The following is a 25,983-nucleotide window of genomic DNA, read 5'->3' on the forward strand; positions in this document are numbered from 1 at the left end:
GTTCAGATATCCCCGGGGCCGGCCCGGGTTAATTCGTTAGAGCATGATCATATCCGAACCGTGGGTCAGCGAAGCAAAAATCGGATGACCTTCGGTTCGGGATCATGCCTAGTTGCTGTTAGTTATGGTGCAAGCCAGCGATTCCGGGAATTGGCATGGCTGGCCCAAAGCGGTGAAGGCGACGCGCTTGACCTGCATGGTCACCTTGCGGCCGGGATCGGCGAAGGCGCCCATCCAGTTGGTCAGCTTGTCGCTGCCCCACAGGCTGAAGAAGATCTTCTGCGGATTGGTCGGCAATTCGTCCGGATTGGTCACCTCGTTGACCAGCTTGCCGTTGACATACCAGCGCAGCCGGTCCTTCTCCCAGACGAAACCATAATCATTGAAGCCCTTGTCGGCGCCGCCTTCGACATCGACGAGCTTGCCGTTCTTCGGCTTGCCCTGGATGTAGCTGTTGACCTGGACCTTCGACGGATCCTTGGTCAGAACCTCGAAGTCGATCTCGTCCCAGGGCTTTTTGTCCTGCGGCCCGATATAGGTGAAGAACGCGGCGTTGAGGCCGGATCCGGTGTCCGTCTTCATGCGCGCCTCATAGACGCCGTAGCCATAGCGCTGCTTGGTCTGCAGCTCGGCGCAGGCGAACTCGCGATCCTTGAGCTTGCGTTTTTCGAAGCCGAGCGAAAGCACGCCGTCGGAAAGCCGGACCAGATCCTTCGACCAGATGCAGTTCTGGTGATTGCCGTTGCTCCAGCCGTCGGAGACGTACCAGCGCGAACGGTCGAAATTCGAGAAATTGTCGACGAAGGACGGCGCGCTTTGCATGTCCTGCGCATGCGCATCCTCGGCATGCGCCGAATGCGGGACCGCCAAAACGGCTGCTGTAACTGCGAGCAGCGCGCTTGCGAGGCTTGGCCAAAAGCTACGCGGCCCATTCGGGTGCGCGCGCGACATGCCGCAAGCCGCCGCGGTCGTGGTGTTGTTGGGATCTGCGTTCATAACAAACTCACCTTGTGTTGTCCGCCCCAACCCAAAGTCATTCCTGGCCCGCCTCAGGCGAGCCGCTTCTGATCCTTTGCCCTTTGAACTCCTCTGTTGTCTGGTACCGACGACGCGTGCGTTGACGTGCCTTTTCAGGCTCGTCCCGCCGACCTCGCCAATCCTACGGCCGCGCTGGCCTGCTCAGCACCTTCATCGACGATCGCGTCAAGCGAATGGCGCAGTTCCTTCATCAGGCCTTTCTGTCGGGCGAGTTCGGCGATGCGCCGCTCGTAATTCAGGATCGCGCCGGTCATCGCGCTGACGTCCGACGACTTATCTGTCGACGCGGAGCCATTCTCCATGGCCTCGACCAGGAAGGCCGCGTTGGCTGCCGTCGACCGGTAGCGATTCTCCAGCCCGGTCTTCTCCGCCTCGATCTCGGCGCCGATCTGGTCGAACAGCTTCGCCAGACGATCCAGTCGCTGGAGATCGGTCTGCCGGTCGCGGGCCGGGTCCCTGGATCTGAAGCCAAAAATCGAAGCCATTCGATCGGCCTTTCGCAATTGCTGCACCGCAACATAGACTGCCATTCTCGAGGCAAGTAGGCAACCGCGTAGTTTCGGAATGCGGACTTTTTTAGAAAATAGCTGGCCGCCGGAGCTGCGCGGGATCACTCTTCCGCAGCACTTGTCGCAGCCATCAGGAAGCGCATCGCAGGCACTTGCTGCTTTGCAGCAATGCCGGTGCGGCGGAACAGCGCGTCCAGCTTGTCGGCGGCCACGCCGCGAACGATCGGGATCAGATTGGACTGGCTGGCGAGGGCATAGGCGGCGGCCGACGCCAGGCCGCGCTCCGCCTTCACATCGAGGAAATTGCGCAGCCGGTATTTGTCGCGCACATGGCGTTCGTGGCGCCGCAGCGCGGCCTTCGAGCCTTCCGGCAGGTTGCCCAGCGCCAGCAGCGCCAGGTCGGCGTCGGCAAGGCGCTTCAGATCCTGCGTCCTATGGCGGCCGCTCAGCGAATCGGCGCGCACGATTGCGCCGTAGCCGCAGGACTTGATGATTTTGAAACGCGCTCCGCAGGCGACCGCGCGCGCATAGAGCTCGTAATCCTCGCCGAGCCGCAGGTTTTCGTCATAGCTCAGCCCGTGGCGCTCAAGGAATGCCCGGCTGATCACAGGCTTGAGGAAGCCCAGTTCGCCGCGCAGGACGCGGCGGCGAGAGATGTTGCCTTCGATGAAACCCTCGAAATCGAGGAATTGCGGCTCGGGCGCGAAGGACGGAGCCGCGACCTTGGTAAGGTCGCTCGCCGCATCGTCCCTGATCAGCATGATGTTGTCGGCGGCGAAATCCCAGTCGGCGCTGGCGAACAGCCGGCGGAAGCGGCCCTCGAGGAAGAAATCGTCAGCGTCGAGGATACTGAGGAAAGGCGAAACGGAGGCCTTGATCGCGGCGTTGCGGGCGAAGGACGGACCTCGGTTGACGTCGAGACGCATCACCGAAAGCCTGCCACGGCCGTCGTCGGCGGCGCGCGCCACATGCTGCGTATCGTCGGTGGAGGCGTCGTCGACCACGACGACTTCCGCCACCTCCGCCTCGCGCAAAGCCGAGGCGATGGCGACGGGAATGGTCCGCGCCGCATTGCGGGCGGCGATTATGACGCAGACCCTTGGGGTCGTCACGGGCATGATTCACCTTTCGATTGCATGAGTCCCAGCCAATCCCCTGCCCGAGATGTTGAATGCGAAACCTGTCCTCATCCGTTGCCCCGCACCGGCGTGACGGCGTCCGGCCGCTCGAAGATGCGCCGGCTGAGATCGGCGGAGGCCGCCCATCCGGCCTCGGTCAGATAGCGCACCGGCTCGCGGCCGCAGAGCTCCCACAGCACCGTCCGCCGCTGCGGCCAGCGCAGCGACGACAGCCAGGGCGCGATCACCATGTGGAAGAGGTCGGCATTGGCGATGCGCGCCAGGATCCGGGTGGCGCGGTCCGAGAGCAGTGTGACAGTGCCGCCAAGCAGAACATCGGCCGCGCGCAGGCCAAGCAGCAGCGTATCGGCCAGACCCTGCCCGGCGGCGTGGTCAAGCACATTCTGCTGTTCGGTTTCGCTCAGCCGGCTGGCCGCGGCTCTGACGTCGCAGACATAGCCGGCGCAAGGCTCGCGGTTGAAGAAGGCCTTGGCCACGCTGATGCAGGACAAGAGCAACATGTCGGACGCCGAAATCAAAGGCATACCGGTTCCGGCAATCTCGACCTGACGCTTGCGGCGCAGGAAGCCGTCGATATCGCGCGGGCTCGGCGAGCCCGGCTGCTGCAGCCGGTAGTGGAGGTCGACCGTGGCAACCCGCACGCCGTCGTCGCGGACCATATGCTGCTCGCCGAGGAAGCGCACCCACCAGACCGAGCGCGACTTGCCGGCGACCTCGTAGCCGACCGAGCGCAAGGCCTCGCGGGCGGCGGTGAAACCGGACGGCGAAACCAGGATGTCGACGTCGCCGGACGGCTTCATGAAATGATCGCCATAGAGCAATTGCTGCTGGAGCGGCCCTTTCAGGAAGACGAAATCGATCTGCCTGCCCCGCAGCACCTGATGGATGGCGATCGAATCGCCGATGCAGGCGGCGTTCATCGACATGGTGCGCCGGCGATAGCCGTCGAGCCATGCCAGCAACTCTGGAGGCGTGGCGCCAGCCGCCCCGCGTGAGAGAGCCTTGAGCAAAAAGACCGCGACCTTGTTCAGCCTCGCAATGTCGGCGACGTTGGATGCCGAGATTGCCGGAGCCGGCATGTCGCCATGACCGGCGGCACTCGCAGCCGGATTGAAGAACAGCCGCAGACAGGCCTGCATATAGGCGACTTCGTCGGCGCAGCCGGCCGCACGCAGCCTGTCGTAAGAAGCATCCTGCACGGCCATGCCCGATGTCGTTTCTCCGCAAAAACCGCCCGCGGCGGTGGTTATACCGCAACTGCGAAGAAAAGCATCGCCAAAAATCTGGACGGCCATCCAGCGCGTTCCGAGGCAGCCTCGCCTCTGCAACCTGCGCGTTCAGTTCGCCGGCTTTCCGATCACTTTTGAAGACGGAGCGGACTGCGGCGGCGCAGCCCGGCAAGCGCTATTTTCTGCAGCATTTTTCCTCACGGTCGTAAGCCAGGTATTTGAGCCCCTCAAATTATCACAATTGTTTCATATACTTACCTAAACGGCAAAAACCCGACGCTACACCGCCGGACCACATCTGCCCAAAATGGAACCGTCCGCGACTTCATCACCGATGAAGGCGGGCGCAACCAAGAATTGATTAAGGCCTGGTAAATCAGGCTTGACTCATAAATGCTGCCATGCAGCAATTGCAACGCGGCATAGCAATATGCTGGCGGCATTCTGAAGCCGCTTCCAGTCTTAATTGGAGAGTAGAATGGAACAGAATGTTGAGAAGCAGGAGTACGAGGCCCCCAGCCTGACGGTTCACGGCTCGATCGAAACGATCACGCAGGGCGGCGCTGGTACGACGGCGCTGGACGCAGCATTTCCCGCACACACGCCTTTCGACCAGCTTACCTTCTCTTGAGGCTGAGGGCGTCCGGGCATGTCGGAGTTGGGACTCCGGGCGCCCCTTTGAACAGATGGGCCGGGGGACCCTGTTCCCCCGGCTTCCTGTCCGGCGATCGCAGGCAACCGATCCGGTCAGGCTTGAAGACGCGTGGCGTTCAACAATGAGGTTTTAGGATGCACTGGAACCCATCTGACCACGACCGCGTGGTCGCGACCAGCGATGCGGTGGCCTGCGAATTCGGCAACGGACTGGCGCTGCTCCATCTCAAGTCCAACATCTACTACAGCCTGAACGGCGTCGGCGCCTATATCTGGGAACTTATCCAGGAGCCGCGGTCGATCCTCGACATAAAGAACGCCATGCTTGCGCGCTACGATGTCGATGCCGGGCGCTGCAAGGCCGATGCCGAGGGCCTGCTCAAGGGGCTGATCGAAGCTGGGCTTGCGAGGCTCCACCATGAGGAACTGGTCTAGGGTCCTCTCACTGAGCGGCGCGGAAATGCTGTTCTTGATGCGCTGCCTGGCGGTGATCGGCGCCGTGCGGCTAGGACTGGCCGTTTTCTCCTACAACCATGTGCGTGGCCTGGTGACGCGGCTTGATGCCAAAGGCGCGGCGAGCACGGGCGAACTCAGGCGCATCGCCTGGGGCGTCGCCGCTGCCGCACGGTTTGTGCCTGGCGCCAGCTGCCTCACCCAGGCTCTCGCCGGACACTATCTGCTTGCCCGCAAGGGCAATGCCTCCAAGATCCGCATCGGCATCGAGCGCGACACCGGAGCCGAGCTCAAGGCACATGCCTGGCTGGTCAGCGGCAACCACATCGTGCTCGGCGGCTCGATCAGCGGGTTCAACCATCTTGTCGATCACGGACCGTAGACGATGAGCGGCGTCGCCGGAATTCTGTCGAGGGAGGACGGCAGGCCTGCCGCAGCCGCCGACATCCAACAGATGCTCGCGCGCATGCGCCACCGGGCGCGCGACGGCAGCTCGTGGTGGGCGGATGGAAGCGCGGCGCTCGGCCATGCCTGGCTCGACACGACGGGCGAAGACGGCCCCGGCCCGCTGACGATGGCCAACGGCAAGCTCGCCATCACGGCGGATTGCCGGCTGGACAATCGGGAGGAGCTTTTGGCGCGTCTCGGCATACGTGACCACGCGGCGGCCGACGCGATGCTTCTTGTGCGCGCTTACCTGAAATGGGGCGATGCCTGTCCGACCTATCTGCAAGGCGATTTCGCCTTCGCGATCTGGGATGCCGAGCGCCGAGCGCTGTTTTGCGCCCGCGACCATTTCGGCATCAAACCATTCTATTATCACGCGAGCGCCAGGCGCTTCGCGTTCGCCTCGGAGATCGGCCCTCTGCTGGCTCTGGACGGTGTCGGCACGCGCATCAGCGAGCATCAGATTTCCGGCTTCCTTGCCGGACTGCCCGACGATCCGCAGTCGACCCACTATGCCGAAATCTTCCGCCTGCCGGCCCGCCACATCCTGACGGTGACGGACAGCCGGGTGACGCTTCGCCGCTACTGGCAGATCGAGCCTTCGCCAAGGCCGCTTCGCTCGGATGCGGCTGAGGAATTCAGGCATCTCTTCTCACAGTCGGTGCGAAACCGGATGCGCGGCACCACTGCCATCGGCGCGATGCTGAGCGGCGGCCTCGATTCGTCTTCGATCGCCGGCGTCGCCGGCCTGCGGGCGGCTGCGGAGCGCAGACCGAGACTCAAGACCTTCTCGCTGGTCTTCGAGAAGGGCTCGCCGATGGATGAGAAGCCATTCATCGACGCGGTGCTCGACCGGCACCGGCTCGACGGCACGATGATTTCCGTCGGCAACTACGCGCCTTTCGCCGAGTTCGAGCGCATCCTGGAGGAACAGGAAGGGACGTTCCTGGCGCCTGGCCTGTCGTTGACCCGCAGCATCTACCGGACAGCGGGCGCCAAGGGGGTGAAGGTGCTGCTCGACGGCCATGGCGGCGACGAGGTCGTTTCGCATGGGTATGGACTGCTGCATGAGCTCGCCAACGCGGGCCGATGGCTGGCACTGTGGCGCGAGCTTCACGGCGGCTCCGGCATCTACGGCGAAGGCATGCTCGCCATGTATTTCAGATTCCTGACCATCTACGGGCCGGCATGGCGGATCGCCAGGTGGAGAAGCCGGATGAACCGGCTTCTGTCCAGGCTGCGGCCGGGGCCCGCCGCGCAGGCACGCGTCCCCGCCTGGGGCGGCCTGGTCAACGCCGAGCTCGCCCGGCGCACCGACCTCGTCGAGCGCTTCCACCGTTCCGGCTACATGCCGTCGAGCGTCAGCGCCAGCGAGGCGCTCACCCATCGCTGGGTGCTCTCGACCGGTCTGGTGCCGCACGCTTTCGAGGTGCTGGACAAGGCGGCAGCCAATTTCGGCGTCGAACCGCGCTATCCGTTCTGGGACAAGCCGCTGGTCGAATTCTGCCTGGCGCTGCCCGGCGCGGAAAAGCTGCATAACGGCTTCGGCCGCTACGTGCTGCGCCGGGCGATGGAGGGCGTGCTGCCGCCGGCGGTGCAGTGGCGGCGGGACAAGATCGATTTCACCGCCAACCTGGTCAAGGGCATGCTTGGCCACCATCGCGACCTGATGGACGCGATGCTGGTGTCGGATGGCGATCGCATCGCGCCCTACGTCAACCTGGGCGAGGTCAACGCCGCCTATGCGCGGCTGCTCGATAAGCCGGACGAGGCCGCGCCGCTCGATGTGCAATATGTCTGGCGCTCGATCTCGCTGTCGCTCTGGCTGCGGCAGATCCAGCCGGCGAGGAACCCGGCATGAATGTTTCAGCCGCCGCGCCGGCCACCGGGCCAGAAACCGATGCTGGACCCGAAGCCCGGCGCGGGCGCATCCGCCGATTCTACAAGGCCTATGGCCTGACGATCGGCTCGGATGTGGCGTTGCCGGAACTGCAGCCAGCCGCGCCCACGGCACCCGATATCGTGATCGCCGTCGGGCCGGTCGACTTTGCCAGGCCCGCCACGGAAGGCGGAACCGCCTTCCGCTTCGAGCCGACGCGCCAATATCTGTCCTGGCAAGCCGTCGGCACCTTCCTGATCAGCGATGCTTCCAGGATCGATGTCGATCCGGCGCCGGGCGTCGACGATCCGCTGCTGGCCTTCCCGCTCCTGGGTCCGGTGCTGGCGCTCGCCCTACATCAGCGCGGCTTGCTGGTCCTGCATGCCAGCGCGATCGCCGTGGGTTGCCAAAGCGTGATCTTCATGGGCGACAAGGGCGCCGGCAAGTCGACCACGGCGGGCGCGATGATCCGCGCCGGTCACCTTCTGCTTACCGACGATGTCGTGGCGCTTGACCTGTCCGATCCAAGCCAACCGATGATCCTGCCCGGTTTCCCGCAGCTCAAGCTTGCAACGGATGCCGCCGACGCCATCAGGATCGGACAAGCGGAGGTGCGGCCGCAGGTGCATCCGCAGATCGACAAGGCGCAGCATCGTTTGCATGACGGATTTGCCCGCGAAGCCGTGCCGGCGGCCCGGATCTATGTGCTGGAGCGCGGCGAGCGGGCGGCGATCACTCCGCTGCCGGGCGCCGGCGCCCTGCCGGCGATCATCAAGTTCTCCTACGTCACCCGGTTCGGCCGGCAGGCGCTGGTTGCCGATTTCGCATCCATGCATCTCAGCCAATGCGCGCAGCTTGCCGCCAAAACAGGCGTCCGCCGGCTCGATGTGCCGGCAGGCCTGGAACGGATCGGCGAGGCTGTCGCCTTGATCGAGAACGACGTGACGGCCGACACGCAGGCAAGGTGAGCAGAGGCATGGCCTGGTCCTCGAAATGTCGCCTCTCCGTTTTCCGGGACGTCGCCGGCTTCGGCGCCGTGATGGCGCATCTCGGCGGCCGACGCACGCTGACGGCACTGGCCTTCCTCATCCTGGGAAGCCTGACCGAGGGCCTTTCGATCCTGCTGCTCATCCCGCTCCTGCATCTGATCGGCAATGCCGACGAGGATTTCGCCGTGCGGGTGCCGGGCGCCCTGCAATGGCTTGTGCCCGCCGGAGCGCTGTCGCTGGCGACGGTGCTCTGCCTGCTCGTCGGACTGGTGGCGCTGCAGGCGATGTTCACCCGCTTCAAGTCGCTCTATATGGCGCGGCTGCTCTACGACTTCGTCAACCGCGTGCGCATGAACCTGTTCGAGAGCATCGGCAAGGCGCGCTGGGGGGTCTTCACCCGCATGCGCGGCTCCGATCTCGACCACGCGCTGACCGGCGACATCGACAGGGTGCAGGCGGCCGCCTTCTCGCTGCTGATGCTTGCCCAGACGACGCTGCTGCTCGCGGGCTATCTCGTGGTGTCGCTGTTCATCTCGCCGGTGATGACGTCCTTCGCCATCCTCGTCGGCGTGCTGTTGTTCGTTGCCCTGCAGCCCTTCCGTGCCCGCGCCACCGCATACGGCCGCGTGCTGACCGGCAGCCGCCAGGATCAGTACCGCACGGTCTCGGAGTTCCTTGGCGGCATCAAGGTGGCCAAGAGCCTGAACGTCGAGGCCAGCTATTTCGCGCAGCTCCGCGCGACGCTGGAGAAGATGAAGGCGGACAACATCGCCTATGTCCGCAACAGCACCATCGGCACCGCGCTGTTCCAGGTTGCGAGCGTGATCGGCCTCAGCCTGTTCATCTACATCGCGCTGGTGCGCTTCCACCTGTCGCTTGCCGAAATCGTCGTGCTGCTCTTGGTCTTCATGCGGGTCGCGCCGCGCTTCATGGATATGCAGACGCAGGCGCAGCAGGTGCTGATCAATCTGCCGGCATACACCGCCATGCAGGCCCTGCAGGCGCGCTTCGATGCGGAGCGCGAGACGGAGCCGGGCGATACCGCACAGGGCGCCAGGCTTTCGCTCGATACCGGCCTCGACATTCGCGACGTCTCGTTCGTTTATGGCGACCGCGATGGAGGGGGCGACGGAAGGCCGGTGGTGAGCGGTATCACCTTCGGCCTTCCCGCCGGCAAGGTGACGGCCCTGATCGGGCCGTCCGGCTCGGGCAAAAGCACGATCGCCGACATGCTGCTTGGGCTGCTCGAGCCGACCTCCGGCATGATCCTGGCGGACGGCGTCGAGATCACCGCCAAGAACCGACGGACCTGGCGCGATCAGGTGGCCTACGTGCCGCAGGACGTGTTCCTGCTGCACGGCACGATCGCCGCCAATTTGCGCCTTGCGGCGCCGCGGGCCGGCGAAGCGGAGCTTTGGGCGGCGCTGCGCAAGGCGCATGCGGCCGACTTCGTCGAGCGGCTCGACCTGCGGCTTGAAACCGTGGTGGGCGACCGCGGCGTCCGGCTCTCGGGCGGGGAACGCCAGCGCATCGCGCTGGCGCGGGCGCTGCTGCGCAGGCCTTCGCTGCTCATCCTCGACGAGGCGACGAGCGCGCTGGACTGGCAGAACCAATCGCTGATCGCCCAATCCATCGACGGGTTGCGCGGCCAGATGACGATCCTCACCATCGCGCACCGACCGTCGATGATCGCCTTCGCCGACTGGGTCGTGGCCATCGAGAACGGGCATATCGTCGAAGTCGGGCAATATCAGCGGCTGAAAGCAAAGTCCGGCAGCCGGCTGGCCAGAATGCTCTCCGGCGAGCGAGCCGAGCCGGAAACCGCAACACCGGCGGACGATGCGCCGGTCCCGGCGCAGGCCGAAAGATCAGCGGAGGCTGCCGCGCCTGGCGGTTAGATTTTCGCCCTCGGCCACCTTGACGCCCCGCTCGGCTTCACGCGGCTTGTCAGCGGTCGTCGGGGTGCTTCTGACGATCATGGCATAGACCAGAAGGAAATAGCCCGCCTGAATGATCACCGCGCATATGACGGCACGCATGATGATGGTGCCGAGCGAGGCTCCATCGAAATAGGACCAGCCGATCACGATCGCGAGTGCGAACATCATGCCGACGATGAATTTTGGCAAAGACATGATCGTCGGCCTCAACCGATACGAGCATGCAAAAGCTGCGACTTACCCACCCGCGTAACTCCCCGTTCCGCCAAAAAGCTATTTCTGGCTGCCCAATTCGACCGGTTGCTTCCGGCCTTCCTAACCCGCGTAGACTATGACAGAAACAATTTGCGACTCTATTAAGGCGGGGGTCCCGCGACAAGGCCAACCACAAATAATATCCAATGATTTCGCAGGATCGACTCTGCCATGCTGCGACGCACACGGCTGCGCCGACACCTACGCAAATGACCGAATCGGGCGCCAGTAGAACCTAAAATATTAATTAGTATTTAATGCGAATAACTTACCTGAGCGAGTGATTCTCGCGTCATGCAACCACCGCTCTCCTGCAGCAAAGAACGCGCTGTCCAAAAATGGCCTAAAAACGGCACTACATTTCCTGAAATTTCTCTGATCTTGTCATAAACACGCCACAAAGGCGAAAATTTGGGCATGGTACGTTTATTATTTAGTCAATTCATGACGCGAACATTTCACGCAGATGAGAAATTGTGTGTTGCGCTGCAGCATTTTTTTGATATCGTGCCATAAACCATTCGTTCAACGTATGGAGCTTTTGCATGAGGGACGTCGCCAAGTCGGCCAATGCGGGTTTTGCGCAGGCTGGCATTGATTTTCCACCCCCCATCGGCGGTCTGCTCAAACGCAGTTTCGATATCGTCGGTTCCCTGGCCGGTCTGGTTCTGCTCAGCCCGCTCTTCCTGATGGTCGCGCTGCTGGTCAAGCTTTCCGACCGCGGCCCGATCTTCTATGGCCACAAGCGAATCGGTCGCGGCGGCAGGATCTTCGCCTGTCTCAAGTTCCGCACCATGGTCCAGGACGGCGAGCGGGTGCTCGCCGCGCATCTGGCCGCCAATCCGGACGCCAATGCCGAATGGCTCGCGACGCGCAAGCTGAAGAACGATCCGCGCGTGACGCGAGTCGGCCAGGTGCTGAGGAAGCTCAGCCTCGACGAGCTGCCGCAGATCATCAATATCCTGCAGGGCGATATGAGCCTCGTCGGCCCGCGCCCTGTGGTTCGTGACGAGCTCGAGATCTATGGCAGCGCAGCCGTCTACTATCTGAAGTCGCGCCCCGGTCTCACCGGGCTGTGGCAGGTCAGCGGACGCAACGATGTGTCCTACGACACGCGCGTCGCCTTCGACCGCCACTATGTCGAGAACTGGTCGATGGTCGAGGACATTCGCATCATCGTCAAGACCGTGCCTGCCGTGTGGATGTCGCGCGGCAGCTATTGACCGACGGGCCTGCCCCGCCGAACTCGGGGCAGGCATCCGGCAGTGATCTCATCGGGCGGATGGGGCCAAAGCGGATCGGAAACGTTCATTTGAAAAAACACACCTTCGGACTGCCTTTCGCCTGCAGTCTTCTTTCCAGGGCGCCCAGCCGATTCGCGGCTGTGGCGCTTATGATGTCTCTCCTGACGCCGCAGATGGCAGCGGCCGAAGACTATCGTCTCGGCCCGCAGGACAAGCTCAACATCCGCGTCGCCGAATGGCAGACGGTCGACGGCACGTTCCGTGACTGGTCGGCGCTCAACGGCGACTATACGGTCGGCCCTGCCGGAATGCTTTCGGTGCCCTTCGTCGGCGAGATGCAAGCGGCCGGCAAGACGACGTCGGAAATCGCGGCGGCGATCGGGGTTGCCCTGCAGCGCAAGCTGGCGCTGCCCGACAAGCCCGAAGCCTCGGTGGAAATGGCGCAGTTCCGGCCGTTCTACATCTCAGGCGAGGTGCAGAACCCCGGCCAGTTCCCCTATGTGCCCGACCTGACGGTGCTGAAGGCGCTCAGCATCGCCGGCGGCATCCGGCACAGTGCCGACTACGGCCCTCAGCTCGGCAAGGACCTGGTCACGGCCAAGGGTAGTTTCGACATCTATGACGACCAGCGGCTGCGGCTGCTCATCAAGCGTGCCCGCATCGATGCCGAGCTCGCCGGCAAGGAGAGCTTCGACGTGCCGAAAGAGGTGGAGGGCGACCCGCGCGTGCAGGCGATAGCCTCTGATGAAATGCAGATCCTCACTGCCGACCAGAAGGCGCTGAAGCTGAAGCTGGACGCACTCGACGACCTGAAAGGCGTTCTGCAGGGTGAAGTCGAATCGCTGCAGAAGAAGATCGCCAACCAGCAGCAGCAGGTGGATCTCGCGCAGCAGCAGCTCACCAGCATCGGCCCGTTGGCGCAGAAGGGCCTGGTCGCCAATGCGCGGCTGCTCGATTCGAAACAATCGGTGGCCGACCTGCAGGGTAAGATCCTGGACTATGAAACGGCCATCCTCACCGCCAAGCAGTCGATCAGCAAGGCCGAGCAGGACGCCATCGATGCCCGCAATACGCTCAACTCCAACCTGGCTGCCAGCCGGCAGCAGGCCGAAGCGGACCTCAACGAAGCGACGCTGAGGACTGCAATGCAGAAGGGCCTGATCGCCCAGGCGACGGATCCAGCGACGGCGGCCGCCATGACCAGCAGCAGCGGAGAACCGACTTTGCTCTACTCGCTGGTGCGCGTCGCCGACGGCAAAACCAGCGAGGTCGACGCCAAGGAAGACACGCCGGTGCTGCCGGGCGACGTGATCAAGGTCAAGCTGGCGCCGACGGCCAGCCAGTAACGCCACCCGCCAGGGCCCCGCTTCAGCGTGGCCATGGCGACGGAGGCGGGAGGAACACGTCAGGCTCGTTCGCGCCTAGGTGCGGGCGAGCGAACTGTCTGTACCGCGCTTGAAGGCATAAAATGCAGCCCGCCGCTCCGCGTCACGTCTACCTCAACCTCGACGCCATCCGCGGCGTGGCGGCGATCAGCGTGATGCTCTACCACTTCTCGCCATTCCTTGCCGACGGCAAGGTGCTGCCGTCGAGCTATCTCGCGGTCGACCTCTTCTTCCTGCTCAGCGGCTTCGTCATCGCGCATGCCTATGACCGCAAGATCGAGAACGGCATGGGCTTCGGCACGTTCCTGGCGATCCGCCTGATACGCCTCTATCCGCTGTACCTCGCCGGCACGCTGCTCGGTTTCTTCTACCTGCTGGTCAAGAACAGGCTGATCCCGACGGAATACATGCCATTGTCAGAGATCGGCATGCAGCTGACGACAGGAATGTTCTTCATCCCGCTGGTCGGCGAGGCCTATCACACGATCTTTCCGCTCAATCCTGCGTCGTGGTCGCTGTTCTTCGAACTGATCGTCAACATCGCCTATGTCGCCGTCTTCTTCGTACTGTCGAGACGCGTGCTGACGGCGCTGATCGGCGTCAGCCTCGTTCTGCTGATCGTCGCCTCGGTGTACGCCGGCACGCTCGATTTCGGCATGACCGGCAAGACCATCGTCAGCGGGCTGCCGCGCGTGTCGTTCTCCTTCTTCCTGGGCGTGCTTCTGTGCCGGTCGATGGCGGGCTACCAGGGCAATCTCGGCTTCATGCGGCGCGGCTGGTGGGTCGAGGCAGCGATCCTGCTCACGTTGGCCGTGTTCGCCGTCGCGCCGGCGGGCGGCGCGCGCGTCGCCTACGACCTCGCCTCTATCGTCATCGTCTTCCCGCTCATGGTCGTGACCGGCGCCGTGGCGCCGACCGCGCCGCGTCTGGCAGGCTTCTATGGCTGGCTGGGGCGGATCTCCTACCCGATCTACATCATCCACACGCCGATGCTGATGATCATCGCCGGTGCCGGCAAGGCGGTGTCGGTCGACCCGTTCGCGCATCATCCGTGGTTCGGCATCCTGATGGCGGTCGCGGTCATCGTCATCGCCGACATCGCCACCCGCATCTACGACGAGCCGCTGCGCCGCTTCCTGCAGCGGCAGATGCAGCGCTCGCGGGCCGTGGCCTAAGGGTCTGACCTTAATCTCGACAGACCTTAGAGCGGTTCAGATGTCGATCAGACCGGGGCCGGCATGTGGCCGGCGGCCGGCTTTTCATCCTGGACGGGAATGGCAACCCGCCGTCGCCGGGCAACCGGCAGCGGGCTCAGCTTGAACAGGCCGTAATAGACGATGAAGGAGGCCATGAAGTAGGGGCCGAGGATCTCGACCTCGAAGAAGGAGCGGATCAGCATCAGCCCGACGGCGCCGGCCAGCACCACCGAATCGGCGCTCCAGTCGCCGAACACCACCTTCGATACATGGCCGTAGAAGGCGCGCAGGATGATCAGCGCCAGCATGGTGACGCCGACGAAGCCGATCTCGACCAGGGTTTCGATATAGGTGTTGTGGAAGTGGAAGCCGGTGCGGGTCGTGATGTAGAATTCCGCCCACAACCGTTCCGGATCGGCGAAGCCTTGCACCCAATAGGCGGCATAGCCGTAACCGAGCAGCGGATGCAGTTGCGCCGCCTCCCAACCCTGTTGCCAGAGATAGGTGCGGCCGGTCAGCGTCGAATCCTTGCCGAAAATGCCGAGCACGACGTCCAGCAGGCCAAGGTTCAGCGCGGCCACCACGCCGGCCACCAGCGCGCCGCCGCCGACCACGAACAGCACGCGGCGGTAGCGCCGCGACAGCACCCTGCTCATGGTGAGCAGGATGACGACGCCGAGCACCGCCGGCAGAGAGGCGACAGATGTCGCCGAGTGGCAGATCGCCAGCATATATGCCGACATCAGGATGATCGGCGCTGTCCAGACGAAGCTCAGCCAGTTGCGCCGATAAAACATCAGGAAGACGAGGGACAAAAAGATGCCGAGCGACGAGAAGAAGCCGACCTGGTTCTTGGAGGCGAAAGCGCCGACGAAATTGAAGGTGCCGTCGATTATGTCCAACGCGTAAGCGTTGACTTTCAATGAGTAGAGCAGGACGAAGAAGATGCCGATCAGCGAGCCCAGCACCAGCGTACGAACGCTGATGGTGCGAGCCGCGATATAGGCACAGACGATGTGCGAGGAATATTGCACCGCCGCCCGCGCGCTGGTGCCGGCCGCCTGCGACCAGAAGACCGACAGGCAGACATAGGCCGCAAAGAGTATCGGCAGCCAGGCGCTCGAGAGTTTCCAGGTGAAGCGTCGGTAGTCGACAAAGAGCAGCGGCAGCCAGACCGCGTAATAGGCAAGGATCAGGATCTGGCCGAAATTGCTGGAATAGGCAAAGGCAAGGACGGAAACCGCCACGGCAAAGGCGCCATAGGCCTTGTTCGCCTCGGGATCGAGCAGAATGGATTTCGGAATCTTCATGCCGGATTTCTTGTCCGTTCAGCCTTGGACCGGTTCAGCCTCTGGTAGCCGGGCACGCCAATGTTCGGCCTGGCCAGATCATTGTGCACTGCAGCATAACCTATCGCCCCAGCGCCGATGGCTCAACCGGAAATGTTGTCACGGGCAAAAAGAGGCGGCCATCCGAGGCCTGTCGCATAGCGAAAAGGCCGGAATGGGGCGGCGGCGCAGCCGGCCTCAAGCCATCGTCGACCGGGCGACGGCGGCCTGGATGAGCCGATCGGCAAGGATAGCCAGAAAGCTCATCCTGGCCGGGCATCCGACCGCCAACATCGCCGAGCGGCTCGGCATCACCGTCGGCACGGTAAAGAACCACCGCCGCCGCATCTACGAAAAACTCGACATCACCACCGAGCGCGAATTGTTCCTGCAATTCTTCCAGCACCGGATGGAGGCCTGAAGCCGACGCAGTTTCCGGCCGCGCCCCTGTCAGCCGTGCAGTTCCCTGGAAATCGGCGGACCGACGACAAAGTCGGTGAAGGTCACTTCGAAGCCTTCGCGCTGCGGCGAGCAGCACATCAACCCGACATCGACGCTCCGCGAGGTCGGGAAATAGGCCAACCGCACCGGCTTCCAGTGACCATCCGCGGCGTCCAAATATTGAACGCGGATCGCCTCCGCATGACGGGTCAGGCGAATGCGGACGCCATTCGGGTCCGCGTTGATGCCGACCAGTGACCAGTCCGACCGATCGTTGGTGACGACGACCGAGAAATAGGCGAGGCCGTCGGTGTATTCGATGCCCGCCTTGATCCAGTGCGTTTCGCTCAAGCGCACCATCAGCCCGGCCTGGTCGTAGAGCGCTTTATAGTCGCCCTTGACGGTGACTTCGGCGCTGAAATCGCCGGCTATCGGCCGGTAGAAGAAATGGCCATTGTCACGCCGGAAGCCATAGAAGGTCTCACGCCAGAAATCGGTCTCCATGCCGGTGCCGACCTGGAGCGTCCCGTCGCCGAACGTATGGTGCGGCGGCGGGTTGAGCCAGGTCATTCCGGCAAAGCCCGACATTTTGAGTCTTCCAGTTAGCCGGCGAATGTATAGGCCGTCTTCACGGTGGTGTAGAACTCCATCGCATAACGGCCCTGCTCGCGTGGGCCATAGCTCGAGCTCTTGCGGCCGCCGAACGGCACATGGAAGTCGACGCCCGCCGTCGGCAGGTTGACCATGACCATGCCGGCCTCGGAATTGCGCTTGAAATGCGTCGCGTGCTTCAGGCTCGTCGTGCAGATGCCGGAGGTCAGGCCGAAGGGCGTGTCGTTGGCCACGGCGAGCGCCTCGTCATAGTCCTTGACGCGGATGACGTTGGCGACGGGCCCGAAGATCTCCTCGCGCGAAATGCGCATGGCATTGGTGGCGCCGGTAAACAGCGCCGGCCTCAGATAGAAGCCGGGCGTTCCGCGCTCCAGCCGCTCGCCGCCGAAGGCAAGCTCGGCGCCCTCCTGGCGGCCGATGGCGATATAGTCCTCGTCCTGCTTGAGCTGGGTTTGGTCGACCACCGGCCCGATCTGCGTCTTGGCATCCAGCGCATCGCCGATGACGAGCTTGTTCAGACGCTCCTTCACCGCGTCGACGAAGCGGTCGTGGATGCCGTCGGTGACGATAAGACGCGAGGATGCCGTGCAGCGCTGGCCGGTCGAGAAATAAGCGCCGTTGATCGCGCAATCGACAGCAACCGCAAGGTCGGCATCGTCGAGCACGACGAGCGGGTTCTTGCCGCCCATCTCGAGCTGGAACTTGCGCATATGTTCCACACTTGCCGCGGCGACGCGCTTGCCCGTGCCGACCGAGCCGGTGAAGGAGATGGCGTTGACGTCGGGGCTGTCGAGCATGGCCTGGCCGACGATCGACCCCTTGCCCATGACGAGGTTGAGCACGCCCTTGGGCAGGCCGGCGCGGTGCAGGATGTCGACGATGGTCCAGGCGCTTTCGGGGACCAGCTCCGCCGGCTTGAAGACGATTGTGTTGCCGTAGGCGAGCGCCGGAGCGATCTTCCAGGCGGGAATGGCGATCGGGAAATTCCATGGCGTGATGATGCCGACGACGCCAACGCCCTCGCGGGTCATCTCGACACCGACGCCCGGCCGAACGCTCGGGACCATCTCGCCCGACAGGCGCAGCGTCTCGCCGGCGAAGAAGTCGAAGATCTGCGCCGCCCGGATGGTCTCGCCGACACCCTCGACCAGCGTCTTGCCTTCCTCGCGCGCCAGCGAGCGGCCGATCTCGTCCTTGCGGGCCATGATTTCGTCGGCGGTTTTTTTCAGCACGGCATGACGGGCCAGCGGTCCTGAGCGCGACCAAGCCGGGAAGGCCGCCTTGGCTGCCGCGATGGCCTGTTTTGCTTCCTCCGGCCCGGCCGAGGCGTATTCGCCGACGACATCGTTGGTGTTCGACGGGTTGATGTTGCGCGAGCCGGCCTCGCCCAGCCACTCGCCGTCGATAAGGTTCTTGCGGAGCACGGTCATCTTGTTTCCTTCGAGATTGGCTGAAGCGGCAACGCGCCGATCATTTGTCAGACAAATGCTATACGCAATGCCCGCCGAAAGGTCTAGCCGAGAGCTTTCGATAAAGGTAGGCGCGCGGCTGGGGAAGTCCATCGAGCTTGCCCGCGACGACCTGTCACGATTTGAAGCTTGACGGCCTCAGACCGCGAACGACCAGAAAAGGCAGGCGAGCGTTACCGCGGCAAAGACGACGAAGAACAGGCTTCTGAGCAGGATGTTGCGGCGAAGCTCGTTCATGGTGAGATGCGCGCCCACGATCGCGGCCACAAACAGAAAGCGCCAGTTGAAAAGCGCCCAGAGCACTTCATGCTGGCCGAAGGCCCATCTGGCGAGCAGCGAGCCAACGATGGTCGCGAACAGCACGATCGTCGCCCAGAAGATCGCGTCGGCGGCATGAGTGAGCACGATGCCGGCGGCGCGGATGGGCAGGATCATCATCAACAGCGCGCTGAAGAAATAGATGGCGGCAATCGCAAGGAAGGAGCCGGCATCGGCAATGCCGTCGAGGCGCTTCACGCCGAAGGCGCCATAGGGGTAGCCGTGCCTCGCCACCGCCAGTGAAAGCGCCATCAGCAAGGCGCTCAGAACCGTGACCAATGCGAATGTGCTGAGAGCCTTGCTCATGCCGTTCCCTGCCGAGACGAATCAACGGGAACGATTTTAGCCCAGGGCTTCTGACCCTGCACCGATGGGCTAGCCGATCCGATTGCCGCTTGCAGGATCGAACAGATGCAGCGACGCCGGATCGGCTGACAGCCGCACCGTGTCGCCCGGCCTGACATTGCTGCGGCCCATGACGAAGACGCAAACCTGCTGGTTGGCCAGCCTGACATAGAACTGCGTCGACAGGCCAAGCGGCTCGACCACCTCGACCTCGGCCTTCAGCGCGCCATCGTCCACCAGCCGGATGTGTTCCGGTCGCAGCCCGACGGTGAGCGCATCGCCGTCCTTCAGCGGCAGCCCGTCGGGCAGCCGGAGCTTCTGGCCGTCGGCCAGCACGGCATCCACCTTGCCGCCCTTGGCAACCTTCGCCGGCAAAAAATTCATGCCGGGCGAACCGATGAAACCGGCGACGAATGTGTTGGTCGGCCGGTCGTAAAGCTCCAGCGGGTGGCCGACCTGCTGCACATAGCCGTCATGCATGACGACGATGCGGTCGGCCATGGTCATGGCCTCGACCTGGTCATGCGTGACATAGACCGAAGTGGTCTTGAGCTGCTGGTGCAGCGCCTTGATCTCGGCGCGCATATGGACGCGCAGCTTGGCGTCGAGGTTCGACAGCGGCTCATCGAACAGGAACACTTTCGGGTCGCGCACGATGGCGCGGCCCATGGCGACGCGCTGGCGCTGGCCGCCGGAAAGCTGGCGCGGCAGGCGGCCGAGAAAGCTTTCAAGGCCGAGGCGCTTGGCGGCGGCACCGACCCTGCCGTCGATCGCCGTCTTCTCGGCCTTCTTCAACATCAGGCTGAAGCCCATGTTGGAGGAGACGTCCATATGCGGGTAGAGCGCGTAGGACTGGAACACCATGGCGATGTCGCGGTCCTTGGGCGCGACGTCGTTGACGAGGCGCTCGCCGATGCGGATCTCGCCGCCGGTAACCTCCTCCAGGCCGGCGATCATGCGCAGCAGCGTGGACTTGCCGCAGCCGGACGGCCCGACCAGGACGACGAATTCGCCGTCAGCGATCTCGAGATTGACGCCGTGCAGGATGCGCAGCGCGCCATAATCCTTCTCGACATGTTGCAGCGTGACGGAAGCCATCGATTATCCTTTGACCGCGCCGGCGGTGAGGCCGGTGACGAGATAGCGTTGCAGGAAGGCGAAGAAGACGCAGACTGGGATCAGCGCCAGGATGGACGCCGCCATCATCTGCCCCCAGTCGACCGCGAACTTGCCGATGAAGGTGAGCAGGCCGACGGCAAAGGTCTTCTGCTCGTCGCTGGAAATCAGCATCAGCGCGAAGAGCAGCTCGCTCCAGGCGGCGGTGAAGACGAAGCCGAGCGTGGCGCCCATGCCGGGCAAGGTCAGCGGCACGATGACCCTGCGCATCGCCTGAGCGCGCGTGCAGCCGTCGATCATCGCCGCCTCCTCCAGGTCTTTCGGGATGCCGTCGAAGAAGGACTGCATGAGGAAGGTGGCGAAGGCGGTGTTAAAGGCGGTGTAGATGATGATCAGCCCGGTCAGGCTGTTGGTCAGGCCGAGATCGCCCATGATGCGGTAGATCGGCGGGATGACCATGACCAGCGGGAAGGTCTGGGTGAGCAGCAGCAGGATGGCTAAAGTCGCCTTGCCGCGAAAAGCGAAGCGCGACATGGCGTAGCCGGCGAGCGTGGCGATCACCGTCACGAGCGCCGCCGTCGACACCGAGACGATGACGCTGTTCAGGAAATAGCGCGGGAAGTCGGAGGCTTCGAGCACGGTAGCGAAGTTCTGAAAAGTCATCTCAGACGGCCAGAAGGTGATGCCTTCCGAATAGAGCAGGCGCTCGGGCGTCACCGATATCTTCAGCGTCCAGAAGATCGGGAACAGCGCGAAGATCACATAGGCGGCAATCGCTGCGTAAAGGCCGATGCCGCCGGCAATGCGCGAGGAGGTGGAGCGACCGGCGATCATCAGACATGCCTCACAAACGTACGGCGGATGGCGATCAGGCCGATCGCATAGGCAATCAGCAGCACCAGCAGCAGCACGGCGACAGCCGAGGCATAGCCCTTGTCCAGCGACTTGAAGGCGCTGACATAGATATAGACCGGCACCGTGCTGGTCGAACCCGCCGGCCCGCCTTCGGTCATGACGAAGATCAGATCGGCGAAGGTGGCGATCCAGATCGTGCGCAGCATGACGGTGATGACGATGGTCGGCGCCAGGAACGGCAGCGTCACCTTGGTGAAGCGCTGCCAGGGCGAGGCGCCGTCGATGGCCGCCGCCTCATGCAGCTCGGACGGGATCGACTTCAGCGCGGCGAGCAGCGTGATGGCGAAGAAGGGGATGCCGAACCAGATGTTGGCGACGATCGGCCCCCACATGGCGGTGGCCGGATCGGAGAGCACATTGGTCGGCTCGGCCTTCAGCCCAAGCGCGAAGAGCCAGTGCGGCAGCGGCCCGATGATCGGGTTGAACAGCCAGGCCCAGGTGAGACCCGACAGAAAGGACGGCACCGCCCAGGGCAGGAACACCACCGCCTGCACGATCCTGCGGCCGTAAAACGGCTTGTCGAGCAGCAGCGCCAGACCTAGCCCGAGGAAGAACTGGAAGAACAGGCTGGCGACGGTCCACCATAGCGTGTTGACGAGAGCCTGGCCGAGCACCTGGTCGGACAACATCGCCTCGTATTGGCCAAGGCCGACATATTCCGACTTGAAGGCCGAGAATTTGCGGAAGGAATAGCTGATGCCGATGATCAGCGGCACCAGGAGCACCACGACCAGCAGGACGATAGCCGGCGAAAGATAGAGCCATGGCTCGATCGCGGCCTTGCTCAGCCGCTTCTTCCGCGGCCGGCCGGCGGATCGGATTTCGGACACTGCGTAGGTCATACGGGGCTCGCGGTGAAAGGTGGGGGCCGGCGTGCCAACAGGCAGGCAAATGAGGGGCAGCGCGAACTTATGAAATGCTGGCGCCGCCCCTCATCCGGTCCTTCGGACCACCTTCTCCCCGTTAACGGGGAGAAGGCAGAGAGGGCGTCACTTCTTATTCTTGGCCAGCCAGGCCTGTTGTTCCTTAGTCAGGAACGCAGCCCATTCGTCAGCCACCTGCTTGGCCGGCTTCTGGCCGAGCAGCACTTCCTGGAAGTTCTTGATCGCCACCTGGTCGACGAAGTTGCCGAGGTTCTCGAGATGGGTCGGCGGGGTCACCATTTCATATTTGGAGCTGTCGCTGAGCTCGGTGAACCAGCCCTTGAACTGCTCCGTCTTGAAGTGAGCGTCCTGGTCGGCGCCGTTGTGGATCGGGACGACGCCGACTTCCTTGGCCCATTCCAGATTGTCCTTGGGCGACAAGAGCGTCGCCATCAGCTTCCAGGCCTCGTCCTTGTGCTGGGAATTGGCGAACATCGCCCAGCCGGCATAGCCCAGCGTCGGATAGGATTTGCCGCTCGGTCCCACGGGAAGCGGAGCCACGGCGAAGTCGTCAGCGCTCATCTTGTCGGCGATACCGAGCAGCGCGTCGGGATCCTGGTTGAGCATGGCGCAGGTGCCGGAATAGAAACCGGTCACCGTCTCATTGAAGCCCCAGCTCACCGCATCCTTCGGCGCCAGCCCATTCTTGTACATGTCGGCCAGCATCTGCAGGCCCTTGACCGAGCCCTCGTCGTTGATGGTCGAGGTGCCGTCGTCGGTGAAATAGCCGCCCTTGCCGTCGGCGATGTTCATGAACATGTGCATGCCATTGAAGGCGCCGGGGCCGCCGCGAAGGCAGTAGCCGTATTTGCCGGGGATGGCCGAGATCTTCTTGGAGAACTCGACGAACTCGTCGAGGGTTGCCGGCGGACGGTCGAGGCCAGCCTCCTTGAACAGCTTCTTGTTCCAGAACAACGCGTTCACATAGTAGCCGTAGGGGATCATGAACTGGGTGTTGTTGACGGTCGAGCCGAACTGCTTGGCGCGGTCGCCGAGCGTCTTGGCGTCGTCCCACTTGGCCATATATGGGCCGAGATCCTCGAGCTGGCCGTTGTTGGCATAGAGGCCCATCCAGCGTTCCGGCATCTCGACGACGTCAGGCGTATCGCCAGCCTGGACCATGGTCAGGAATTTTTCGAAGGCCTGGCCCCAGGGCAGCGAGACGAGCTCGACCTTGATGCCCTTGTTGGCGGCTTCGAATTCGGCGATCTGCTTCTTCAGGAATTCGGTGCGCGGCGGGCTGGTGATGACCTCGACCATCTTGATCGTGGTGTCGGCCAGCGCACCGCTGGCGGAGATCGCCAGGCCGGCAACGGCGGCAAGCATCAGCGTCAGTCTTTTCATGTTCAGGACTCCCATTTTGAACAGTTATTTTTTTGACTTGTCGAAGGCCTGGACGACGTCCGCCCAGAGATCCTCGACATTTTCCAATCCGACATTGAAGCGGATGGTTCGGGGGCTGACGCCGAAGCGCGCCATCGAATTCAGACCCGGCGTCTGCTCGAGCGAGGCCTTTGCCGGCACGACCAGGCTTTCATGGCCGCCCCAGCTGACGCCGATGCGGAAAAGCTTCAGCGCATCGACGAAAGCAGGAATGTCAACATCCTCCGTGACCTCGAAGGAGAACAGTCCGGCATAGCCGGCAAGCGTCTTCTTGCCGGGGTGATTGGAGTAGGCGGGATGGTTGACCCGCTCGACCTTGCCATACGCCTTGAGCCGCTCGGCAAGCGTCAGCCCGCTCTTCATGTGATGCGGCAAGCGCAACGGCAGGGTGCGCAGGCCGCGCAAGAGCAGCCAGCCCTCGAACGGCGAGAGCTTGCCGCCGAGCGAGGAATAGGTCTGCTCGTTGATGTGTTTGATGTGCGCGGCGGACCCAGCCACCACGCCGGCGACGGTGTCGCTGTGACCGCCGAGATATTTCGAGGCCGAATGCAGCACCAGATCGACGCCATGCGCAATCGGCTTCTGGAATACCGGCGTGGCCCAGGAATTGTCGATGGAGGTGACAATGCCCTGTTCCTTCGCCAGCCGGGTCAGGTGCGCGATGTCCTGCAGCTCGAACATCATGGAGGTCGGGCTTTCGAGATAGAGCAGCTTGGCGCCGGGAAGCGCCGCCGCGACAGCGTCTGGATCGGAGCCGTCGACATAGTCGACCTTGATATGCAAGCGCGGGAACAGGCGCTCGAACAGCCGGTAGGCGTCGCCATAGCAATTGCGCACGGCGACGATGCGCTCGCCGGCGCCGACGAAGGCGAGCACCGTGGCGCTGATCGCCGCCATGCCGCTGGAGAAGCCCCGGGCAGCCTCGGCACCTTCCAAAGCGGCGACGCGCGCCTCGAACTCCATCACCGTCGGATTGTCTCCGCGCGAATAGATCGGCTGCCTACGACGGCCGGCGAAAGTGTCGGCCATGTCGGCATAACTGTCGAAGGTGAACAGCGAGGTTTGGTAGATCGGCGGCACCACCGCGCCGCCGGGGAACGGATCGTCATGCGCCAGAAGCGTGGCCGCTTCGCCCAGATAGTCGCTGGCGGAAATGACTGGGTCGAAGGCGGTCGGGTGCTCGTTCATCTGCGGTCCGAAAGCTTGAGGTTGGCGGCGCCGCGCTTGAGGTCGTCTTCGACCGTGGCGATGAGCTTCAGCGCTTCGCGCCTTGCCCCCTCCGGATCATGCGCGGCGATGCAGTCGAAAATGGTGCGATGGTAGGGAAAACTGGCGTGGCCGAAGTCGCGCACGCCGAGCGGATGCTCCCAGAAGCGATGGAACAGCTCGTGCATGGCGCTGATGATCTGCTCGAACAGCGGATTGCCCGAGGCGCGGTAGACCGATTGGTGGAACTCCCAGTCCTCCTCCGACGACATGCCAGCGCGGGTGTGGAAGGCCTCTTCCATGATGTTCAGCTTGCGCTCGATCTCTGCGATCTCGGCTTTGCCGGCGCGGACGGCGCAAAGGGCGGCCGCCTCGGCCTCCAGCGCGCGGCGGATTTCCAGCGTGCGCATCAGACCGGCGAAGTCGTTGCCGCCGGCCAATGTCAGGGGCATATGCAGCATGTCGGGCGAAACGGCGGCCTTGAGATAGGTGCCGCTGCCCTGGCGCCTCTCGACGAGGCCCAGCCCCTCCCAGCGCGTCAGCGCCTCACGCACCGTGTTGCGGCTGACCTTGAGGCGCTCGGCCAGGATGCGCTCGGTCGGCAGTTTTTCACCTGGCCCCAACGCCTCCTGCCTGACAAAGCCGGCCAACGCCTTCAGCACCGCGTCATCGCGGGCCGTCGTCTGAATGGGCGGGAGGCTGTCTGTCACGCCGGCGGGAACTCAAGTGGTTCAATGGTCCAACCAATTTCTGCACGAACGAAGAGGCGTGTCAACAGTCTAAACAAGGCAAGCCGAACGGCGCGGCTACGGCACCGTTCGGCCCGGTTGGTTCAGCCGTGGACGCGCGCCGGCGTGGCCGCGCGAGCTTCGCGCCAACGGGCAAACATTTCCTCGCGTGCCCGTCTCGAACCCGCAAGCCGCTCTTTTGCCTGCGCCAGCACGGCCGGCGAAGCCTCGGCGGGCGTGCCCGACCGGAAGGGAGGGGCCGGGGCATATTCGAGCGAGAGCTGCACCGTTTCGGCTTCGGCCTGGCCGAGAAGCCTTGCGACCAGCGCCAGACCGAAATCGATCCCCGAGGTGACGCCGCCGGCGGTGATCAGATTGCCGTCCTCCACGATCCGCGCATCGACAGGCAGCGCGCCGAACTCTTCAAGGAAATCATGGGCATACCAATGTGTGGTCGCCCGCTTGCCGGCGAGCAGCCCGGCGGCGCCGAGCACGAGGGCGCCGCTGCACACCGAGGTGACGTAGCGCGCCTGCGCCGCGCGCTGCCGCACGAAATCGAGGACCGCCCGATCCTCGAGCAGCGCATTGACGCCGCCTCCGCCTGGAATGCACAGCACGTCGAGCGGCGGGCAATCGTCGAAGGTTGCGGTCGGGGTGAGGGAAAGACGCGTCGACGACGTCACGGGATTGCGATCCTTCCAGATCAATTCCACCTCGGCGCCCTTTGCCGAAGCCAGGACTTCGTAAGGACCGGTGAGGTCGAGCTGTTGGACATTGGGAAACACGAGGATGCCGAAACGAAGGGTCATGGAAATCTCCGCAGATTGACTCCCGACACTCTA

The 25,983-nt window shown here is 63.6% G+C and carries 26 protein-coding genes and 1 pseudogene; 11 read left to right on the forward strand and 16 right to left on the reverse strand.

Going from position 1 to position 25,983, the window contains the following annotated elements; genetic code table 11:
* Window positions 1–108 precede the first annotated feature (108 nt).
* The 4 genes from EJ070_RS06290 to EJ070_RS06305 all read right to left on the reverse strand — a co-directional run bounded on the left by EJ070_RS06290 (window position 109) and on the right by EJ070_RS06305 (window position 3,891).
* The gene (locus EJ070_RS06290; protein WP_126090558.1) at window positions 109–996 is read right to left on the reverse strand and encodes a family 16 glycosylhydrolase; all 888 of its coding nucleotides are present in this window, start codon (window positions 994–996) and stop codon (window positions 109–111) included.
* Between the two features lie 134 nt (window positions 997–1,130).
* Window positions 1,131–1,523: a hypothetical protein gene (locus EJ070_RS06295; protein ID WP_126095658.1), complete on the reverse strand. Its 393-nt coding sequence runs from the start codon at window positions 1,521–1,523 to the stop codon at window positions 1,131–1,133.
* A gap of 125 nt (window positions 1,524–1,648) precedes the next feature.
* Complete coding sequence (locus EJ070_RS06300; RefSeq protein ID WP_126090559.1) at window positions 1,649–2,665, reverse strand: glycosyltransferase; 1,017 nt, start codon at window positions 2,663–2,665, stop codon at window positions 1,649–1,651.
* Window positions 2,666–2,733: 68 nt separating this feature from the next.
* On the reverse strand, window positions 2,734–3,891 hold the full coding sequence (locus tag EJ070_RS06305; protein ID WP_126090560.1) for a nucleotidyltransferase family protein: 1,158 nt from the start codon (window positions 3,889–3,891) through the stop codon (window positions 2,734–2,736).
* Here EJ070_RS06305 and EJ070_RS06310 point away from each other — a divergent pair.
* The 7 genes from EJ070_RS06310 (at window position 3,890) to EJ070_RS06340 (ending at window position 10,235) form a co-directional block, all read left to right on the forward strand.
* A complete protein-coding gene (locus EJ070_RS06310) occupies window positions 3,890–4,177 on the forward strand; it encodes a hypothetical protein (protein ID WP_126090561.1) in 288 nt (95 codons plus the stop codon). The genes EJ070_RS06305 and EJ070_RS06310 overlap by 2 nt on opposite strands.
* 216 nt (window positions 4,178–4,393) lie before the next feature.
* The gene (locus EJ070_RS06315; protein WP_126090562.1) at window positions 4,394–4,546 is read left to right on the forward strand and encodes a lasso RiPP family leader peptide-containing protein; all 153 of its coding nucleotides are present in this window, start codon (window positions 4,394–4,396) and stop codon (window positions 4,544–4,546) included.
* 158 nt (window positions 4,547–4,704) lie between these two features.
* Window positions 4,705–5,004 (forward strand): PqqD family protein, encoded by a 300-nt coding sequence (locus tag EJ070_RS06320; protein ID WP_126090563.1) that lies wholly within the window; start codon window positions 4,705–4,707, stop codon window positions 5,002–5,004.
* Window positions 5,005–5,029: 25 nt separating this feature from the next.
* Window positions 5,030–5,404: a lasso peptide biosynthesis B2 protein gene (locus EJ070_RS06325; protein ID WP_245464825.1), complete on the forward strand. Its 375-nt coding sequence runs from the start codon at window positions 5,030–5,032 to the stop codon at window positions 5,402–5,404.
* A gap of 3 nt (window positions 5,405–5,407) precedes the next feature.
* Complete coding sequence (locus EJ070_RS06330; RefSeq protein ID WP_126090565.1) at window positions 5,408–7,330, forward strand: lasso peptide isopeptide bond-forming cyclase; 1,923 nt, start codon at window positions 5,408–5,410, stop codon at window positions 7,328–7,330.
* Window positions 7,327–8,316 (forward strand): serine kinase, encoded by a 990-nt coding sequence (locus EJ070_RS06335; RefSeq protein WP_245464826.1) that lies wholly within the window; start codon window positions 7,327–7,329, stop codon window positions 8,314–8,316. Before EJ070_RS06330 ends, EJ070_RS06335 begins: the two co-directional genes overlap by 4 nt.
* An 8-nt stretch (window positions 8,317–8,324) precedes the next feature.
* A complete protein-coding gene (locus EJ070_RS06340) occupies window positions 8,325–10,235 on the forward strand; it encodes an ABC transporter ATP-binding protein (RefSeq protein ID WP_126090566.1) in 1,911 nt (636 codons plus the stop codon).
* Here the strand turns inward: EJ070_RS06340 and EJ070_RS06345 are convergent.
* Window positions 10,206–10,472 carry an exopolysaccharide production repressor exox gene (locus EJ070_RS06345; RefSeq protein ID WP_126090567.1) on the reverse strand — a complete coding sequence of 89 codons (267 nt, stop codon included), beginning with the start codon at window positions 10,470–10,472 and terminating at the stop codon, window positions 10,206–10,208. The genes EJ070_RS06340 and EJ070_RS06345 overlap by 30 nt on opposite strands.
* Window positions 10,473–11,077: 605 nt before the next feature.
* Between EJ070_RS06345 and EJ070_RS06350 the strand changes: the two genes are divergently transcribed.
* The 3 genes from EJ070_RS06350 to EJ070_RS06360 all read left to right on the forward strand — a co-directional run bounded on the left by EJ070_RS06350 (window position 11,078) and on the right by EJ070_RS06360 (window position 14,336).
* Window positions 11,078–11,755, forward strand: coding sequence for a sugar transferase (locus tag EJ070_RS06350; protein ID WP_126090568.1), 678 nt, complete (start codon window positions 11,078–11,080; stop codon window positions 11,753–11,755).
* 173 nt (window positions 11,756–11,928) lie between these two features.
* Complete coding sequence (locus EJ070_RS06355; RefSeq protein ID WP_348627513.1) at window positions 11,929–13,122, forward strand: polysaccharide biosynthesis/export family protein; 1,194 nt, start codon at window positions 11,929–11,931, stop codon at window positions 13,120–13,122.
* Between the two features lie 122 nt (window positions 13,123–13,244).
* On the forward strand, window positions 13,245–14,336 hold the full coding sequence (locus tag EJ070_RS06360) for an acyltransferase (protein WP_126090570.1): 1,092 nt from the start codon (window positions 13,245–13,247) through the stop codon (window positions 14,334–14,336).
* Between the two features lie 47 nt (window positions 14,337–14,383).
* Here EJ070_RS06360 and EJ070_RS06365 read toward each other — a convergent pair whose 3' ends face one another.
* Window positions 14,384–15,667 carry an O-antigen ligase gene (locus EJ070_RS06365; RefSeq protein ID WP_126090571.1) on the reverse strand — a complete coding sequence of 428 codons (1,284 nt, stop codon included), beginning with the start codon at window positions 15,665–15,667 and terminating at the stop codon, window positions 14,384–14,386.
* A gap of 280 nt (window positions 15,668–15,947) precedes the next feature.
* On the opposite strand from EJ070_RS06365, the pseudogene EJ070_RS06370 reads away from it, so the two are divergent.
* A pseudogene (locus EJ070_RS06370) lies at window positions 15,948–16,106 on the forward strand (helix-turn-helix transcriptional regulator); the annotation flags it as partial.
* 29 nt (window positions 16,107–16,135) lie between these two features.
* Here the strand turns inward: EJ070_RS06370 and EJ070_RS06375 are convergent.
* The 10 genes from EJ070_RS06375 to EJ070_RS06420 all read right to left on the reverse strand — a co-directional run bounded on the left by EJ070_RS06375 (window position 16,136) and on the right by EJ070_RS06420 (window position 25,950).
* Complete coding sequence (locus EJ070_RS06375; RefSeq protein WP_126090572.1) at window positions 16,136–16,714, reverse strand: DUF1349 domain-containing protein; 579 nt, start codon at window positions 16,712–16,714, stop codon at window positions 16,136–16,138.
* A 14-nt stretch (window positions 16,715–16,728) separates the two neighbouring features.
* The gene (locus tag EJ070_RS06380) at window positions 16,729–18,168 is read right to left on the reverse strand and encodes an aldehyde dehydrogenase family protein (protein ID WP_126090573.1); all 1,440 of its coding nucleotides are present in this window, start codon (window positions 18,166–18,168) and stop codon (window positions 16,729–16,731) included.
* Between the two features lie 177 nt (window positions 18,169–18,345).
* Window positions 18,346–18,831 (reverse strand): hypothetical protein, encoded by a 486-nt coding sequence (locus EJ070_RS06385; RefSeq protein WP_126090574.1) that lies wholly within the window; start codon window positions 18,829–18,831, stop codon window positions 18,346–18,348.
* 69 nt (window positions 18,832–18,900) lie between these two features.
* Window positions 18,901–19,968, reverse strand: coding sequence for a sn-glycerol-3-phosphate ABC transporter ATP-binding protein UgpC (gene ugpC / locus EJ070_RS06390; protein WP_126090575.1), 1,068 nt, complete (start codon window positions 19,966–19,968; stop codon window positions 18,901–18,903).
* Window positions 19,969–19,971: 3 nt separating this feature from the next.
* The gene (locus tag EJ070_RS06395) at window positions 19,972–20,820 is read right to left on the reverse strand and encodes a carbohydrate ABC transporter permease (RefSeq protein ID WP_126090576.1); all 849 of its coding nucleotides are present in this window, start codon (window positions 20,818–20,820) and stop codon (window positions 19,972–19,974) included.
* On the reverse strand, window positions 20,820–21,743 hold the full coding sequence (locus tag EJ070_RS06400; protein ID WP_126090577.1) for a sugar ABC transporter permease: 924 nt from the start codon (window positions 21,741–21,743) through the stop codon (window positions 20,820–20,822). Before EJ070_RS06400 ends, EJ070_RS06395 begins: the two co-directional genes overlap by 1 nt.
* A gap of 147 nt (window positions 21,744–21,890) precedes the next feature.
* On the reverse strand, window positions 21,891–23,168 hold the full coding sequence (locus EJ070_RS06405) for a sugar ABC transporter substrate-binding protein (protein ID WP_126090578.1): 1,278 nt from the start codon (window positions 23,166–23,168) through the stop codon (window positions 21,891–21,893).
* A 24-nt stretch (window positions 23,169–23,192) separates the two neighbouring features.
* Window positions 23,193–24,395, reverse strand: coding sequence for a PLP-dependent transferase (locus tag EJ070_RS06410; RefSeq protein WP_126090579.1), 1,203 nt, complete (start codon window positions 24,393–24,395; stop codon window positions 23,193–23,195).
* Window positions 24,392–25,123, reverse strand: coding sequence for a FadR/GntR family transcriptional regulator (locus EJ070_RS06415; protein WP_126090580.1), 732 nt, complete (start codon window positions 25,121–25,123; stop codon window positions 24,392–24,394). Before EJ070_RS06415 ends, EJ070_RS06410 begins: the two co-directional genes overlap by 4 nt.
* A 122-nt stretch (window positions 25,124–25,245) precedes the next feature.
* Window positions 25,246–25,950 carry a DJ-1/PfpI family protein gene (locus EJ070_RS06420; protein WP_126090581.1) on the reverse strand — a complete coding sequence of 235 codons (705 nt, stop codon included), beginning with the start codon at window positions 25,948–25,950 and terminating at the stop codon, window positions 25,246–25,248.
* Window positions 25,951–25,983 lie beyond the last annotated feature (33 nt).

The organism is Mesorhizobium sp. M1E.F.Ca.ET.045.02.1.1, assembly GCF_003952485.1.
Classification (GTDB): domain Bacteria; phylum Pseudomonadota; class Alphaproteobacteria; order Rhizobiales; family Rhizobiaceae; genus Mesorhizobium.